Genomic DNA, 16,089 nt, shown 5'->3' on the forward strand with positions numbered 1-16,089 from the left:
TAGCCGACAGCTCGAAAAATCATTCGGTGCCGCGGGCGTCCAGCTTGGCCTGACCGCGCTTGACCGCTGCGCGCACCTGGTTCGGTGCGGTGCCGCCGATATGGTCACGAGCTGCCACCGAGCCCTCCAGGGTCAGCACTTCGAACACATCCCGCTCGATCACATTGGAGAACTGGGCCAATTCATCCAGGCTCATCTCGCCCAGATCCTTGGATTGCTCGATACCGTAGGCCACGGACTTGCCGACGATTTCGTGGGCATCACGGAAAGCTACGCCCTTACGCACCAGGTAATCGGCCAGGTCCGTAGCGGTGGCGAAACCGCGCAGTGCCGCCTCCCGCATATTGCCCTTGTTGGACTCCAGCGCCGGCACCATGTCGGCGAAGGCGCGCAGGCACCCCTTGACGGTGTCGATGGTGTCGAACAGCGGCTCCTTGTCCTCCTGGTTGTCCTTGTTGTACGCCAGCGGCTGGGACTTCATCAGCGTCAGCAGGCTGACCAGATGACCGTAGACCCGGCCGGACTTGCCGCGTACCAGTTCCGGCACATCCGGGTTCTTCTTCTGCGGCATGATCGACGAACCGGTGCAGAAGCGGTCCGGCAGGTTGATGAAATCGAACTGCGCCGAGGTCCAGAGCACCAGCTCCTCGGACATCCGGGTCATGTGCATCAGCAGCAGGCTGGCGGCGGAACAGAATTCGATCGCGAAGTCGCGATCGGACACCGCGTCCAGCGAGTTCTCGGCCGGCGCGTTGAAGCCCAGCAGTTGGCAGGTCAGCTCGCGCTGGATCGGATAGGTGGTACCGGCCAGCGCCGCGGCGCCCAGCGGCATCACGTTGACCCGCTCGCGGCAGTCGACGAAGCGACCGTAGTCGCGGCTCAGCATCTCGAACCAGGCCATCAGGTGGTGGCCGAAAGTGACCGGCTGGGCGGTCTGCAGGTGGGTGAAGCCCGGCATGATGGTGTCGGCTTCGCGCTCGGCGATCTGCAGCAAACCCTGCTGCAGGCGGCTGATCTCGGCCAGCACCAGGTCGATCTCGTCGCGCAGGTAGAGGCGGATATCGGTGGCCACCTGGTCGTTGCGGGAGCGGCCGGTGTGCAGCTTCTTACCGGTGATACCGATCTTCTTGGTCAGCGCCGCCTCGATGTTCATGTGCACATCTTCCAGAGCCACCGACCATTCGAATTCGCCCCGCTCGATCTCGATACGGATCTCTTCCAGACCGCGCAGAATATCGTCCCGCTCCTGCTCGGTCAGCACGCCGGCGGCGGCCAGCATCTTGGCGTGGGCAATCGAGCCACGGATATCCTGCAGGTACATCCGCTGGTCGAACTCAACGGAGGCGGTGAACCGGGCTACAAAAGCGTCGGTCGGTTCATTGAAACGACCGCCCCACTGCTGGTTGGTTTTATCGCTCATGGAAGAATCCTCTACTGACACAACGAAGTGCTGTGCTCGGTCAACAAATTGCGCCACAGTATAACATGATGGACCGGCGAACTTTTAAGGCCGGCCGAGCAATCTGCTACAATCTGGCCATTTCGTTTTTCCCGCCCAAGTGCGGTAGCTACAGGATCATGCGATGAGCACCAAGACCATCCGAATCGCCACCCGGAAAAGCCTACTGGCCCTCTGGCAGGCGGAATATGTCAAAGCGGAGCTGGAGAAGCATCACCCCGGGCTGGAAGTCCAGCTGGTACCGATGACCTCACGGGGCGACAAGATCCTCGACACCCCGCTGGCCAAGGTCGGCGGCAAGGGGCTGTTCGTCAAGGAGCTGGAGACCGCGCTGCTGGAAGGCGAGGCGGATATCGCCGTGCACTCGATGAAAGATGTGCCGATGGAGTTCCCGGCCGGGCTGGGGCTGGCGGTGATCTGTCCGCGCGAAAAGCCGACCGACGCCTTCGTCTCCAACACCTACCAGCGGCTGGCCGACCTGCCGGCTGGCGCGGTAGTCGGCACCTCCTCGCTGCGCCGCGAAGCCCAGTTGCGCGAAAAGCGCCCCGACCTGCAGATCAAATGGCTGCGCGGCAACGTGCAGACCCGGCTGAAAAAGCTGGATGACGGCGAATATGACGCCATTATCCTGGCCACCGCCGGCCTGGTGCGACTGGAGCTGGCCGAGCGGATCTGCGAAGAGTTGGCGCCCGAATTCAGCCTGCCGGCCGGCGGCCAGGGCGCGGTCGGCATCGAATGCCGCAGCGACGACGCCGATGTGATCGCCCTGCTGCAACCGCTGCACCACCAGCCGACCGCCTGGCGGGTTCAGGCCGAACGCGCCATGAACCGCCGCCTGGAAGGCGGCTGCCAGGTGCCGATCGCCTGCTACGCCACCCTGAACGACGACCACAGCGAACTGCGCCTGCGCGGCCTGGTGGCCCGGCCGGACGGCTCGCTGGTGTTGCGCGACGAGATCAGCGGCAAGCCGCAGGACGGCGAGCGGCTCGGTATCGAGCTGGCCGAACGCCTGCTGGCCGTCGGTGCCGGCGAAATCCTCAAAGCGGTCTACGATCAGGCCGATGACTAATCCGCTGCACGGCCAACGGATCCTGGTCACCCGCCCCGCCCACCAGGCGCAGGGGCAGGCCGAGCGGCTGCGCGCATTGGGCGCCGATCCGGTACTGTTGCCGTGCCTGGAGATCCAGCCGGTCGACGAGGGTACGCCCGAATACCTGCGGGCCAAATGCTGCGTGCTCGATCTCGACCTCTATCACAGCGTGATATTTGTCAGTGCCAATGCCGCCCGGCTCGGCGCAGAATGGATCGACCAGTACTGGCCGCAACTGCCGTTGCGGATCAACTGGCTGGCGATCGGACAACGCACCGCCGAAACCCTGGCCGACCATGGCATTACAGCCTTTCACAGCACGGCGGGTTACGATTCGGAAGCCCTGCTGGAATCCAACCTGCTGCACGATGTCAGCGGCGAGAAGATTTTGATCATGCGGGGCGCCGACGGCCGCGAGAAACTGGCCGTGACCCTGCGTGAACGTGGCGCCCGGGTCGACTATGCCGATCTGTACCGGCGCCGCTGCCCGCGTTACAGCGACAGCGAACTGCAACAGGCACTGCTACCTACCCCCGACGCGGTATTGGCCACCAGCGGCGAGGGACTGGACAATCTATCCTCGCTGGCGGCACAGTGGCTGCAGCCGTTGCAGTCGGCCCAGCTGGTGGTGCCCAGCCAGCGTATTGCCCTAAAGGCAGAACAACTCGGTTGGCGGCAGGTGCGGGTTGCACAGGGCCCGGACGACCGCGCAATGATTCAGGCACTCGCCCCTGATTTGGACTTGGACAGCGACTCATGAAGAAAAAAGACGATAACAACAGCTCCGCCGACAACCAGGAAATTCAACAGGCGCCACAGGCCCCGGCCGCCGACGCCAGCCCGGATAGTGAGCAAAGCGGTGATTCGAAAGCACCGGAAACCGCTGAGCAAACGACCGAACAAGCGACCGAACAAAATTCTTCAGCCGCCACGGCCACTGCGGAAAGCGCCGCACCGGTCGCCGCCAAACCGACCGCAGGCTGGCCCGGCAAACTGGCGTTGGTGCTGTCACTGGCCGCGCTGGGCGCTTCCGGCTACCTGTATTGGCTGAACCTGCAGCAGAGCCAGCAGAACGCGCTGCTGCGCGCCGAGATCAACGGTAAGGTGGAAACCACCATCAGCGGCGCCCGCAGCGACCTGAACCAGAATATCTCCAACATGAACAGCCAGCTGGGCGCACTCAAAGCCCGCGCCGATTCCGATCAGCGCCATATCGATGAGCTGCAGCAGCGGCTGACCAGCGCCATCCAGCAGGTCACCGCCACTCAGCACAACAATCGCAAGGACTGGCTGCTGGCTGAAGTGGAGTACCTGCTGCGGCTGGCCAACCAGCGGATCCTGATGGAAAACACCCCGTCCGGCGCACTGCAGCTGCTGAAATCGGCCGACAAGATCCTGGCCGAGACCGACGACGTGACCATCTATGATGTCCGCAAGGCATTGGCCGCCGACATCGCCGCACTGGAAGCGGTACCGTCGATCGATACCGAGGGGCTGTTCCTGAAGCTGGACGCCATGAACCACCAGGTCGACGCCCTGCGTGTCACCCCGGTCAACGACCAGCACCAGCTGCCCGAGATGCTCGAGCAGATCAACCCGGAAACGGTCGAAGCCTCCTGGGCCAGCGGCCTGAAAGAGGCCTGGGCCAGCGCGATGGATAAACTCGGCAAACTGGTGGTGATCCAGCACCGTGATGAGCCGGTCGAGCCGCTGCTATCGCCGGACCAGACCTACTACCTGCAGCAAAACCTGCACCTGATGCTGGAGCAGGCCCAACTGGCCCTGCTACAGCGTAAGCAACCGGCCTACGACAGTGCCCTGAACAAGGCCGAGCAGTGGATCAGCACCTACTTCGAAGCGGACGACGGCACCACCCAGGCACTGCTGCGCGGCGTGCGCGAACTCAAGCCGGTCCAGGTTGCACCGGAACTGCCGGATATCAGCGGCTCGCTGGGCAGCCTGAAAGAGTATCTGCAGCGGATGACCGAGCTGAAGCAGAAGGGAGCCGCCTGATATGAAAAAACTGTTTGCACTGCTGATACTGGTACTGTTCGTCGGCGCCTGGCTGGGCCAGAAGATGGTGCAGGATTCCGGCTACGTGCTGATCGCCTACGATCAGACCACCGTCGAGACCAGCTTGTGGATGCTGTTGCTGATCGTACTGGCCGGCTTCCTGCTGCTGCACTGGCTGCTCAACCTGGCGTTCAACACCCGCCTGCCGACCGGCAAACTGCGCGGCTGGCGTGAGCAGCGCCGCCAGCGTATCGCCCGGCACAAAACCCTGCAGGGGCTGTTGGCACTGTCCGCCGGCGACTGGCAGAAAGCGCAGCGCCAGCTCGGCTCCGCCGCCGAACGCTCCGACCTGGCATTGGTCAACTACCTGGCCGCCGCCCGCGCCGCTCATGAGCAGGGCGACGACCAGGCCGCCGACGAGCTGCTGCAGAAAGCCCGCCAGAGCACGCCCAACGCCGATCTCGCGGTCGGCATCACCCAGGCCCAGATCCAACTGGCCCGCGGCCAGCTGGAGCCCTGCCTGGCGATGCTGCTGCAGTTGCGTCGGCTGGCGCCGCGCAACACCTACGTGATGAAGCTGCTGAAGGATGTCTACATCCAGCTGAAGGACTGGCAATCACTGTCCAGCCTGCTGCCGGACCTGCGCAAGCAGCAGGTACTGCGCAATGATGCGATGCTGGAGCTGACCCGCACCTGCCACCTGAACCGACTGGAGAGCAGCCTCGGCAACGTCGCCGTCGAAACGCCGGACGAGCAACGGCTGGCTCTGCTGAACCAAGCCTGGCAGTCGATGCCGACCGACATGACCCGCGATCTGCAACTGGTCGAGCGTTACTGCGAGATGCTGATCGAACTGGGTGCCGACGACCAGGCGGAGCAGACCCTGAAAAACCTGATCAAGCGGGAGTGGGACGAGGGGTTGGTGACGCTGTACGGACGGATCAACAGCAGCAACGCCCACAAGCAGTTGGATCAGGCACGCAGCTGGCTGAAAGGGCACCCGCAAAGCCCGGCCCTGCTGTTGACCTTGGGTCGGCTGTCGCTGCGTAACCAGCATTGGGGCAAGGCGCTGGACTTTTTCCGCCAGAGCCTGGAGCTGGAGCCGAACCGCGAAACTCTGGCCGAGTTGATCCGCCTGCTGCGCAGTATGGGCAATAGCGAAGACGCCGAAGCCACCCTGCAACAACATCTGCAACTGCTATCCGACAAGCTGCCGGCACTGCCGATGCCCGGCGGCCAGAGCTGATAAAGCTGATAGTGTCGAACAAGGCGCCAAGCGGCGCCTTTTTTATGGTTCACCGCGGCTTAGCGGGAACCATCGACAGCAAGTGCTCAGCGCAGCCTATACAGATTAATCGTACACAGCCTGATCAGGATGCCCCCACCAGGGTTGACGAATCCGGGGAGTTGATACCGCGACCCGGCCGAAGCGCAACGTCGCATTGCGAAAAACCATAAAGAAACCGTAAAAAACCACCAATTTCGGGGAACTCAGCCAATCCCGTCGCTTATTCCCGAACGGTATAGCCCGCTAGCCCAGTTTTCAGTTCTGTTTCATTGCAACCATCTAGATTCGCTAATGAGGAAGGGAATCAACAGAGAACCCGAGGTGAGGATCAATGAAAACTGCAGCCATAACTCTTGTTCTGGGGCTGGCATTGGCTTTTACCGGCGCCCCGAGCAGCCAACAGCCAACCTACAACACGCCAGCACTGCACTGGCTGGCCATGAACGCCATGGACGCCCAGACCACGGACAAGCGCCATGGGGATGACTACCGGCACAACTGGGAGGCAGACTGGAACGATGCTCATTGAGCCTTCATTGTGCACCTACAGCGACCAGAATGAACCAAGATCGGGCCGCGCGCAGCCGCGGCCCTTTGGTTTCGCCATTTGCAAGATTACAGCTATCCGCAGAGATGAAGGTTATTCGCTCCCCATCGCCCTGCCGACCTGAGCTAACGTAACAGAGCCTCACATTGCGCCGCCAGAAATTCCCGCAACGCCTGCACCGCCGGGTTCAACTGGCGCCGGTCGGGACAGATCAGGTTGAGCGGCGCCGCCTCCCCCTGCCAGTCGGTGCAAAGCCGCACCAGCCGGCCGCTACGCAGATCCTCAACCACATCCAGCAACGATTTGTAGGCGATCCCGCGTCCCGCCAGCGCCCAACGCCGCACCGCATCGCCGTCATCGGCAAGCCGGTCGCCGTTCACAATCACCGACAGCTGCCGCTCGCCGTCGCTGAAGCGCCAGCGGTCATGGGTCTGCTCGCCCAGCATAAAGCAGAGACAGTTGTGGTCGGCCAACTGTGCCGGCGATGTTGGCGTCCCGGCCCGCGCTAGATAGGCCGGCGCGGCGCAGAGCACCCGATGATTGGCTGGCGCCAACGGCAATGCGATAAAACTGGAATCGGCGGGCGCCCCGTAACGCAATGCGATATCCACCGGCTGACGATAGATATCGGCGATACGGTCAGACAACTGCAGCCGCACACGCACCTCCGGGTATTGCGCCTGAAACCGGTCCAGCCAGGGCAACAGCAGGTTGCGGCCGAAATCGGACGGCACCGAGACCTGCAACACCCCTCTGACCAGCGCCCGGCCGGTCTGCACCGCTTCCTTGCCATCGGCCAGCAACTGCAACGCCTGGCGGCAGTGACGCAGGAACAACTCGCCCTCGTGGGTCAGCCGCAGGCTGCGGGTGGAACGCACCACCAGCGGCGTATCCAGTTCGGCCTCCAACCGTTTCAGAGCCGCACTGGCTGCAGCCGGGGTCAGATCCAGCAGCCGCGCTGCAGCTGACAGGCTGCCGGTTTCAGCGGTGTGGACAAACAGTTCCAGATCTTTAATGAAGCGCATCTTCAAATGATTTTTGAAATTAATTTCTAATTCAACTGGTTTTTCAAAGTATTCGCTACAAATAACATCAGTTCACCCGCTATCGACGAGGCAGCCCCCTCAAAATCCACTGCCACCAGGAGTACCACTGATGCACAGCCCCCACCTACTGAGCCCATTCATGCTTGGCCAGCTAGCGCTCAACAACCGGATGGTGATGGCGCCCATGACCCGCTGCCGCACCAACCAGCCGGGCGATATCGCCAATGCGATGATGGCGGAATATTATGCCCAGCGCGCGGGTGCCGGCCTGCTTATCAGCGAAGCGAGCCAGATCTCCCGGCAGGGACAGGGCTACAGCCTGACGCCGGGGATTTACAGCGACGCCCAAGTCGGCGGTTGGCGATTGGTTACCGAAGCGGTGCATGCTGCCGGCGGCAAAATCTTCCTGCAACTCTGGCATGTCGGCCGGATGTCACACAGCAGCTTCCACGGTGGCCAGCGGCCGGTTGCCCCCTCGGCACTGAATCCCAACGCCCAGGTGTGGGTGACGGATGCCAACGGCCATGGCCGAATGCTGGATTGCCCAACGCCACGGGCGCTGACGATCGATGAGATCGGCGCCATCGTCGACGATTTCCGCCAGGCTGCCGCCAATGCGATCCGGGCCGGTTTCGACGGCGTGGAGATTCACGCCGCCAACGGCTACCTGATCGACCAGTTCCTGCGCACCACCTCGAACCAACGCAGCGATGCCTACGGCGGCAGCCTCGACAACCGCTTACGGCTATTGGAAGAGGTGACCGAAGCGGTGGCGGCGGAGGTTGGCGGCCAACGCACCGGCGTACGGCTGGCGCCCTATATCACCGCCCGCGGCATGAACTGCCCTCAAATCATCGGCACTATCCTGGAGGCCGCCAGCCGTCTCGAGCAGCGCGAGATCGCCTACCTGCACCTGGCCGAGGCGGACTGGGACGACGCTCCCGAAATACCGCGGAAATTCCGTCAGGCATTGCGGCAGCGTTTCAGTGGCGCGCTGATCGTGGCCGGCGGTTACGACCGCCAGCGGGCCGAGACGATCATTGCCGACGGCCTGGCCGACCTGGTGGCCTTTGGCCGGCCATTCATTGCCAACCCGGACCTGCCGAGCCGCTTCGCCAACGACTGGCCACTGGCAGCATTCGATCCCGACAGCCTGTTCGGCGGCAGCCGACAGGGCTACAGCAGCTATCCGACCTTCAGCCAGCAACCAGGCTGAGCCTATTTTGAGCCTATTTAACGACCTCATCCGGAGAGACCCTTGATGAACCTCAGTGCACTCGTACAGCGTCGCTACACCACCAAGCGCTTCGACCCGCAGCGCCGAATTGCCGAACCGGTGATCGAGCAGGTCCGTCATCTGTTGCGCTTCAGCCCGTCATCCACCAACTCCCAGCCCTGGCACTTCGTCGTTGCCGGCAGCGCGGAGGGCAAACAGACGGTTGCCAAAGCGACCAGTGACAGCTACGCCTTCAACCAGGCCAAGGTACTGGACGCCTCCCATGTGGTGGTGTTCTGCGCCCGCACCTCGATCGATGATGATCACCTGCAGACGCTGTTGACCCAGGAGCAGCAGGACGGCCGTTTTGCCAACGACGATGCCCGCCAGGGCCAGCACAACGGCCGCACCTATTTCGTCAATCTGCACCGTTTGGAACTGAAAGATGCCCAGCACTGGATGGAGAAACAGGTTTACCTGGCACTGGGCACGCTGCTGCTGGGTGCGGCGGCATTGGAGGTCGACGCCTGCCCGATCGAAGGGTTCGACCGGTCGATCCTCGACAGGGAGCTGGGATTAGGAGAACGCAGCCTGACCAGTGTCGCACTGGTCGCGTTGGGCTACCGTCACCCGGATGACTTCAATGCCCAACTGCCCAAATCCCGGCTGCCGGAAGAACAGGTGATCAGCCTGCTCTAACCAACGGCCTGAAGCGGAAAGCGGCAAGCGGTCCGTAATGCCCAGTCTGCAGCCGGTGCGGAAGCGGTCGCACGCGGAGCGCGCTGCTGCATGAACGCAAAAAAACGGCAGCTCAAGGGCTGCCGTTTTTTCTGGTAGAAGATGGATTACTTGGGGCGTGGTGCGTAGGCGAACACATCGGACTTCATCTGCTCCTGTTTCAAGCCCTTGGCCTCCAGCGCATCCAGCAGCGCGTAGACCATGCCCGGCGAACCGGAGGCGATCACCTCGACATCATCGAAATCGCTGAAATCCTCCAGGATCGCTTCGGTGATCAGGCCGGTACGGCCGGCCCAGTCCGGACTGCCGTCCGGCTCGGACACCACATGGTGCATCATCACATGGGTATGCTCTCGCGCCCACTGCTCCGGCAGTTTGTCGAGATAGAAATCATCGGCACTGCGTACCGCCCAGTAGATATGGATCGGATTGCTGTGCTGGTTGGCCAGCAGGTGCTCGACGATGCTTTTCACCTGGGCGAAGCCGGTGCTGGCTGCCGCCAGGATCAGCCGGGTATCGGCCGCCACCTCGGTAGCTTTCAGGTAGCAGTCGCCCTTGGGCAGTTCGATCTGCACACTGGGCTGGTTCAGCAGGTGCTCGACGATCGCGGTGGACATCGCGCTGTCCGGGATATGACGGATATGCAGCTCCAGTTCGCGGCCCATCTCCGGCGCGCTGCCGATCGAGAAGGAGGCCTGCTTGCCATCCGGCAACACAATATCCAGATACTGGCCGGCGTAGAACTCGGTCGCCAGGCTGCCGGTGGCCGGCAGGTGCAGCCGCACCCGGTAGACATCATGGTTCAGTTTTTCGATCGCGCTAATATCACAGGTCAGTTTTTTCACAGCCAGAACTCCGGGCATTCTCAGTCCCTCTATTTCCACCCGCAGGTCGCTCAACGCAGTCGCCGTACAGGCCAGCACATCGGCTGTCGGCCCCTGCAGCGTCGCTGCGGGATAACGCTGCACGACTTCACCCTCAAGCAGCGTTATTTGACAGATTTCACAGACCCCGTTGCGACAGCTGCGGCGCATCCGGTAACCGTTGCGCTCCAGCCCGTCCAGCAGGGTCTCACCGGCACCGAGCCGCAGGCTGCGGCCGGTGCCTTCGAGGATCAGCGTCCTCTCAATCATTCAGTATGCCCAGCTCATCCCACAGCTGGTCGACGCGCGTCTTGACCGCCTCGTCCATCTTGATCGGCTCGCCCCACTCGCGGTCGGTCTCGCCGGGCCACTTGTTGGTGGCATCCATCCCCATCTTGGAGCCCAGCCCCGATACCGGCGAAGCGAAATCCAGGTAGTCGATCGGCGTATTGTCGATCATCACCGTATCCCGGCTCGGGTCCATCCGGGTGGTGATCGCCCAGATCACGTCGTTCCAGTCGCGGGCATTGACGTCGTCGTCGCAGACGATAACGAACTTGGTGTACATGAACTGGCGCAGGAACGACCAGACCCCGAGCATGATCCGCTTGGCATGACCGGGATACTGCTTCTTCATGGTCACCACCGCCATCCGGTAGGAGCAACCCTCCGGCGGCAGGTAGAAATCGACGATCTCCGGGAACTGCTTCTGCAGGATCGGCACGAACACCTCGTTCAGCGCCACGCCGAGGATCGCCGGCTCATCCGGCGGCCGGCCGGTATAGGTGCTGTGGTAAATCGGCCGGCTGCGGTGAGTAATCCGCTCGACGGTAAATACCGGGAAGCGGTCAACCTCATTGTAGTAGCCGGTGTGGTCGCCGAACGGCCCCTCGTCCGCCATCTCCTCGGGATCGATATAGCCTTCGAGGATGAACTCGGCACTGGCCGGCACCTGCAGATCGCTACCGAGACAGTTGACCACTTCGGTCTTGCCGCCGCGCAGCAGGCCGGCGAAGGCGTATTCCGACAGGGTATCCGGCACCGGCGTTACCGCGCCGAGGATGGTGGCCGGATCGGCGCCGAGCGCCACCGCCACCGGGAAGGGCTCGCCGGGATGCTGCTCCTTCCACTCGCGGAAATCGAGAGCACCACCACGGTGCGCCAGCCAGCGCATGATCAGCTTGTTGCGGCCGATCAGCTGCTGGCGATAGATACCCAGGTTCTGACGCGGCTTGTTCGGCCCGCGGGTCACCACCAACGGCCAGGTCACCAGCGGACCGGCATCGCCCGGCCAGCAGGTCTGGATCGGCAGCTTGCTCAGATCCACCGCCTCGCCTTCGATGACATGCTCCTGGCAGGGTGCCGACTTGACCACCTTGGGCCCCATGTTCAGCACCTGCTTGAACACCGGCAGCTTCTGCCAGGCATCCTTCATCCCTTTGGGCGGTTCCGGCTCTTTCAGCTGGGCCAGTACCTTGCCGACCTCGCGCAGTGCCTCGACGCTCTCCTCGCCCATCCCCAGCGCCACCCGCTCCGGCGTGCCGAACAGGTTGCCCAGCACCGGGTAGTCATAGCCCTTGGGGTTTTCGAACAGCAGCGCCGGGCCGCCGGCGCGCAGGGTACGGTCGCAGATCTCGGTCATCTCGAGGACCGGATCGATCTCCTGCTTGATCCGTTTCAGCTCGCCGCGCGCTTCCAGCATCTGGATAAAGTCGCGCAGGTCTTTGTATTTGGGTGTCGACATCGATAACTAGCCCTAAGCTCCTAGCCGTAAGCTTCAAGCGACGAGAGAACCACAAGACGGCAAAAAATCGCTTTCAGCGGCGGGTTTCCGGCATAAAAAAGGGCAAGCTGATGCTCACCCTTGTTCAGGCGAAAAACGCTTACTTGCGTTTCATCGACAGGAAGAACTCTTCGTTGGTCTTGAAGTCCTTCAGCTTGTCGATCACGAACTCGGTCGCGGCACTGTCTTCCATCGGGTCGAGCAGCTTGCGCAGAATCCACATACGCTGCAGCTCTTCTTCGGTGGTCAGCAGGTCTTCGCGGCGAGTACCGGAGCGACGGATGTTGATCGCCGGGAATACCCGCTTCTCGGCCACCTTGCGGTCCAGGTGAACCTCGGAGTTACCGGTACCCTTGAACTCCTCGAAGATAACCTCGTCCATCTTGGAGCCGGTATCGACCAGCGCGGTGGCGATGATGGTCAGACTGCCGCCCTCCTCGATGTTACGGGCCGCACCGAAGAAACGCTTCGGACGCTCCAGCGCGTGGGCGTCGACACCACCGGTCAATACCTTGCCGGAAGACGGGATTACGGTGTTGTAGGCACGTGCCAGACGGGTGATGGAGTCCAGCAGGATCACCACGTCCTTCTTGTGTTCGGTCAGGCGCTTGGCTTTCTCCAGCACCATCTCGGCAACCTGGACGTGGCGTGACGGCGGCTCGTCGAAGGTGGAAGCCACCACTTCGCCGCGCACGGTACGCTGCATCTCGGTCACCTCCTCCGGGCGCTCGTCGATCAGCAGTACGATCAGGTAGGTTTCCGGGTTGTTACGGGTGATGCTGTTGGCGATGTTCTGCAGCATCAGCGTCTTACCGGCCTTCGGCGGCGACACGATCAGCGCGCGCTGGCCTTTACCCATCGGGCAAACCAGGTCGATTACCCGGGCGGTCAGATCTTCGGTACTGCCGTTACCGATCTCCATCCGCAGCCGGTTCTGAGCGAACAGCGGCGTCAGGTTCTCGAACAGTATCTTGTTCTTGGCGTTTTCCGGCTTGTCGTAGTTGATCTCGTTGACTTTCAACAGCGCGAAATAACGCTCGCCCTCTTTCGGCGGACGAATCTTACCGGAAATGGTGTCACCGGTACGCAGGTTGAAACGCCGGATCTGGCTGGGTGACACGTAGATATCGTCAGGGCCCGCCAGGTATGAAGAACCGGCAGAGCGCAGGAAGCCGAAACCGTCCTGCAGGATCTCCAGCACCCCGTCACCATAGATGTCTTCACCACTTTTTGCGTGGCGTTTCAGAATTGCGAAGATAACGTCCTGTTTGCGTGAACGCGCCAGGTTGTCCATTCCCATGTCTTTGGCAATTTCCAAAAGCTCGGGAACGCTCTTTTGTTTTAATTCGGTAAGATTCATATTCGGATCGGGCGTCCGCCCAGGGATAATTATTGGATGGAAGTTCGGGAGATTTCAGGAATTGAATTCGAACGGGAAAAGGCAGCACTGAGGCCTGCGCCTGGAAGGCTACCTGAGACTTCAATCACTATAATCGGTAGTGCCACAGGTGTCTATTAAAAAGCCAAGAATTTAAAGGAAGAAATGCATCAGCCAGCATGCCGTCGGCATTCCTTCCTGGCGTCCTCACAGATTAGCTTCGATGAAAGCGGTCAGCTGCGATTTGGACAGGGCACCCACTTTGGTGGCCTCAACGTTGCCGCCCTTGAACAGCATCAGCGTCGGAATGCCGCGGATACCGAATTTCGGCGGAGTTTCGTTGTTTTCGTCGATGTTCAATTTGCAGACTTTCAGCTGGCCGGCATATTCCTTGGCAATTTCATCCAGGACCGGTGCGATCATCTTGCAGGGGCCACACCACTCGGCCCAGTAGTCCACCAGAACCGCGCCTTCCGCTTTCAGCACATCTTCCTCGAAGCTGGCGTCGGTCACATTTACGATGTTTTCGCTCATGGGATTCTCTCTCCAAGCACTGGGTGCTATTCACTCAGACGGGCGATAATAACACTGTAGAGGAATTTTGTGTAAGCAAGTTCCGTCTCGACTGCGTGGCGCGGCCAGATCTGGTAACCTTTGAGCCCGTATTCCATGGGGTTATACCGTCGATAGACAACCGCATGGCTGGACGCAAAAGCACCGCGACCTCCACCGTTCGCAATTTTGCAACAGTCGACGGTTAATCTGGACCGTCAGGCAGAGTTCCCGGCCCAGGTCGGGCAGTACGAGGACACCAACAGATGCAAAATGCGGAACAGCCCGCAGTCGCTCCCGGCCAGTTGCTGGCGGCGATCGATCTTGGCTCCAACAGTTTTCACATGGTCGTGGCGCGGCTTGAACAGGGCGAACTGAAGCCGGTTGAAGTGATGTCCGAGAAAGTCCAACTGGCCGCCGGCCTGAATGCCGACAAGATGCTCGACGAGGACGCCCAGCAGCGGGCCTTCGACTGCCTGTCACGATTTGCCCAGCGGATCCAGGACCTGCCCCGCGACGCAGTTCGCATCACCGGCACCAATGCGTTGCGCGAAGCGCGCAACAGCCAGGAGATCTGCGAGCAGGTCGAGCGGATCCTCGGCGTGTCACTGGAGATCATCTCCGGCCGCGAGGAAGCCCGCCTGATCTTTCTCGGCGTCTCCCACAGCCAACCGGACAATCATGGCCGCCGCCTGGTGGTCGATATCGGTGGCGGCAGCACCGAATGCATTATCGGCGAGCGCTTCGAGGCGCTGGAACTTGAAAGCCTGCATATCGGCTGCGTCAGCTACACCCAGCAGTTCTTCGCCGACGGCAAGATCAGCAAATCCCGTTTCAAGGCCGCCGAAACCGCCGCGATGCAGGAACTGCAGAGTATTCGCGGACGCTATAAACAGTTGGGCTGGACCAGCAATGTCGGCTCATCCGGCACCGTCAAGGCGATCAACAACGCCTGTACTGCACTGGGCCTGAGTAATGACATGATCACGGCCCAGGCCCTGCAGGCGCTGCGCGACAAGATCCTGCAATACGACCATACCGATGAGATCGATATCGATACGATCAAGCCGGAACGGTGCGCCGTGCTGCCGGCCGGCATCGCCATTCTGAGCGCCATCTTCCAGACCCTGGATATCGACCAGATGAGCTTCTCCGACGGCGCCCTGCGCGAAGGCCTGCTGTATGAGATGGCCGGCCGACTGCGCCACGAGGATGTTCGCGAACGCACCATCAGCGCGCTGATGCAGCGCTATCATGTCGATATCGCCCAGGCCAACCGGGTCGAGACCACCGCCCTGCTGGCGCTGGCCCAGGCCAAGAAGGACTGGCAACTGGAGCACGAGAGCTATCACGACATGCTCAGCTGGGCGGCCCGCACCCACGAGATCGGCCTGACCATCTCCAACTCGCAGTACCACAAGCACAGCGCTTACCTGCTGGCCCACTCCGACCTGCCCGGGTTCACCAACCTGGATCAACTGCTGCTCGGCACCCTGGCACGCGGCCATCGGCGCAAGTTCCCGAAGGAGGAGTTCAAGCAGCTGCCCAAACGGCTACAGGAACCCTACCGCCAACTCTGTATCCTGCTGCGTCTGGCGGTGATCCTGCACCGTAATCGCAGCATCAACCGGCCACCCGCCTTTTCGATCGAAGCCGAGGAACGCCAACTGACCCTGCGTTTCCCGGATGGCTGGCTGGAGAACCACCCGCTGACGCTGGCCGACATGGAGGTCGAGCAGCAGCTATTGGCCAATATCGATTACCAGCTGCAGGTGAGCTGAGGGTTGCTTTCGCAGCCCTGCCTGAACAGGCTCAGTGGATGAGCGAAACAACTTGCGAATAGCGGGTCAACCAAGCCCCAAGGCGAAGATAGGAACACGCCAACAGATGCCGGGTTTCACAAGCTCAGCCCAACCTACGTTCTACACCGAACAAGCCACGGCAAACCCTCAACTGCCCACTCAACAGCACATAACAAAAAAACCCCGCAATTGCGTAATGCCAGTCAGTTAAGCCAACTGACTGGCATTTTCTTGTTTCTTCGCTGCTTGTTAGGAAATTTCTACGTTAGCCATAAGCTTGCCGCTGGCACCCCTGTCTACGCCGACTCTGAGCG

General features: G+C 61.5%; 14 protein-coding genes. 8 read left to right on the plus strand and 6 right to left on the minus strand.

The features are described 5' to 3' along the window. Positions 1–19: 19 nt before the first annotated feature. Entirely contained in the window at positions 20–1,420 is a 1,401-nt protein-coding gene (gene argH / locus K6T12_RS09910) for an argininosuccinate lyase (RefSeq protein WP_222221967.1), read from the minus strand. A 163-nt stretch (positions 1,421–1,583) separates the two neighbouring features. On the opposite strand from argH, the gene hemC reads away from it, so the two are divergent. From hemC to K6T12_RS09935, 5 genes are all read left to right on the plus strand, one after another. Further along, positions 1,584–2,528 carry a hydroxymethylbilane synthase gene (gene hemC, locus K6T12_RS09915; protein WP_222221969.1) on the plus strand — a complete coding sequence of 315 codons (945 nt, stop codon included), beginning with the start codon at positions 1,584–1,586 and terminating at the stop codon, positions 2,526–2,528. Next, entirely contained in the window at positions 2,521–3,309 is a 789-nt protein-coding gene (locus tag K6T12_RS09920) for a uroporphyrinogen-III synthase (protein ID WP_222221971.1), read from the plus strand. Before hemC ends, K6T12_RS09920 begins: the two co-directional genes overlap by 8 nt. Next, the gene (locus tag K6T12_RS09925; protein WP_222221973.1) at positions 3,306–4,562 is read left to right on the plus strand and encodes a uroporphyrinogen-III C-methyltransferase; all 1,257 of its coding nucleotides are present in this window, start codon (positions 3,306–3,308) and stop codon (positions 4,560–4,562) included. Before K6T12_RS09920 ends, K6T12_RS09925 begins: the two co-directional genes overlap by 4 nt. A 1-nt stretch (position 4,563) precedes the next feature. Continuing rightward, complete coding sequence (locus tag K6T12_RS09930) at positions 4,564–5,808, plus strand: heme biosynthesis HemY N-terminal domain-containing protein (protein WP_222221975.1); 1,245 nt, start codon at positions 4,564–4,566, stop codon at positions 5,806–5,808. A gap of 373 nt (positions 5,809–6,181) precedes the next feature. Continuing rightward, complete coding sequence (locus tag K6T12_RS09935; RefSeq protein ID WP_222221977.1) at positions 6,182–6,379, plus strand: hypothetical protein; 198 nt, start codon at positions 6,182–6,184, stop codon at positions 6,377–6,379. 143 nt (positions 6,380–6,522) lie between these two features. Here the strand turns inward: K6T12_RS09935 and K6T12_RS09940 are convergent, their stop codons facing one another. After that, on the minus strand, positions 6,523–7,422 hold the full coding sequence (locus K6T12_RS09940) for a LysR family transcriptional regulator (RefSeq protein ID WP_222221979.1): 900 nt from the start codon (positions 7,420–7,422) through the stop codon (positions 6,523–6,525). A gap of 130 nt (positions 7,423–7,552) precedes the next feature. On the opposite strand from K6T12_RS09940, the gene K6T12_RS09945 reads away from it, so the two are divergent. Next, positions 7,553–8,659 (plus strand): alkene reductase, encoded by a 1,107-nt coding sequence (locus K6T12_RS09945; protein ID WP_222221981.1) that lies wholly within the window; start codon positions 7,553–7,555, stop codon positions 8,657–8,659. 45 nt (positions 8,660–8,704) lie between these two features. Then, positions 8,705–9,358, plus strand: coding sequence for an oxygen-insensitive NAD(P)H nitroreductase (gene nfsB, locus K6T12_RS09950; RefSeq protein ID WP_222221983.1), 654 nt, complete (start codon positions 8,705–8,707; stop codon positions 9,356–9,358). Positions 9,359–9,504: 146 nt separating this feature from the next. On the opposite strand, the gene K6T12_RS09955 is transcribed toward nfsB, so the two are convergent. The 4 genes from K6T12_RS09955 to trxA form a co-directional block, all read right to left on the minus strand. Beyond that, positions 9,505–10,530 (minus strand): 2Fe-2S iron-sulfur cluster-binding protein, encoded by a 1,026-nt coding sequence (locus K6T12_RS09955; RefSeq protein ID WP_222221985.1) that lies wholly within the window; start codon positions 10,528–10,530, stop codon positions 9,505–9,507. Continuing rightward, on the minus strand, positions 10,523–12,004 hold the full coding sequence (gene ubiD / locus K6T12_RS09960; protein WP_222221987.1) for a 4-hydroxy-3-polyprenylbenzoate decarboxylase: 1,482 nt from the start codon (positions 12,002–12,004) through the stop codon (positions 10,523–10,525). The genes K6T12_RS09955 and ubiD overlap by 8 nt, the downstream gene beginning before the upstream one ends. Before the next feature lie 139 nt (positions 12,005–12,143). Further along, positions 12,144–13,403, minus strand: coding sequence for a transcription termination factor Rho (rho, locus tag K6T12_RS09965; protein ID WP_222221989.1), 1,260 nt, complete (start codon positions 13,401–13,403; stop codon positions 12,144–12,146). Between the two features lie 225 nt (positions 13,404–13,628). Next, positions 13,629–13,955 (minus strand): thioredoxin TrxA, encoded by a 327-nt coding sequence (gene trxA, locus K6T12_RS09970; protein WP_222221991.1) that lies wholly within the window; start codon positions 13,953–13,955, stop codon positions 13,629–13,631. A 284-nt stretch (positions 13,956–14,239) separates the two neighbouring features. Between trxA and ppx the strand changes: the two genes are divergently transcribed. Continuing rightward, positions 14,240–15,754: an exopolyphosphatase gene (gene ppx / locus K6T12_RS09975; RefSeq protein ID WP_222221993.1), complete on the plus strand. Its 1,515-nt coding sequence runs from the start codon at positions 14,240–14,242 to the stop codon at positions 15,752–15,754. The last annotated feature ends 335 nt before the right edge of the window (positions 15,755–16,089 follow it).

The organism is Marinobacterium arenosum (genome assembly GCF_019795155.1).
Taxonomy (GTDB): domain Bacteria; phylum Pseudomonadota; class Gammaproteobacteria; order Pseudomonadales; family Balneatricaceae; genus Marinobacterium_C; species Marinobacterium_C arenosum.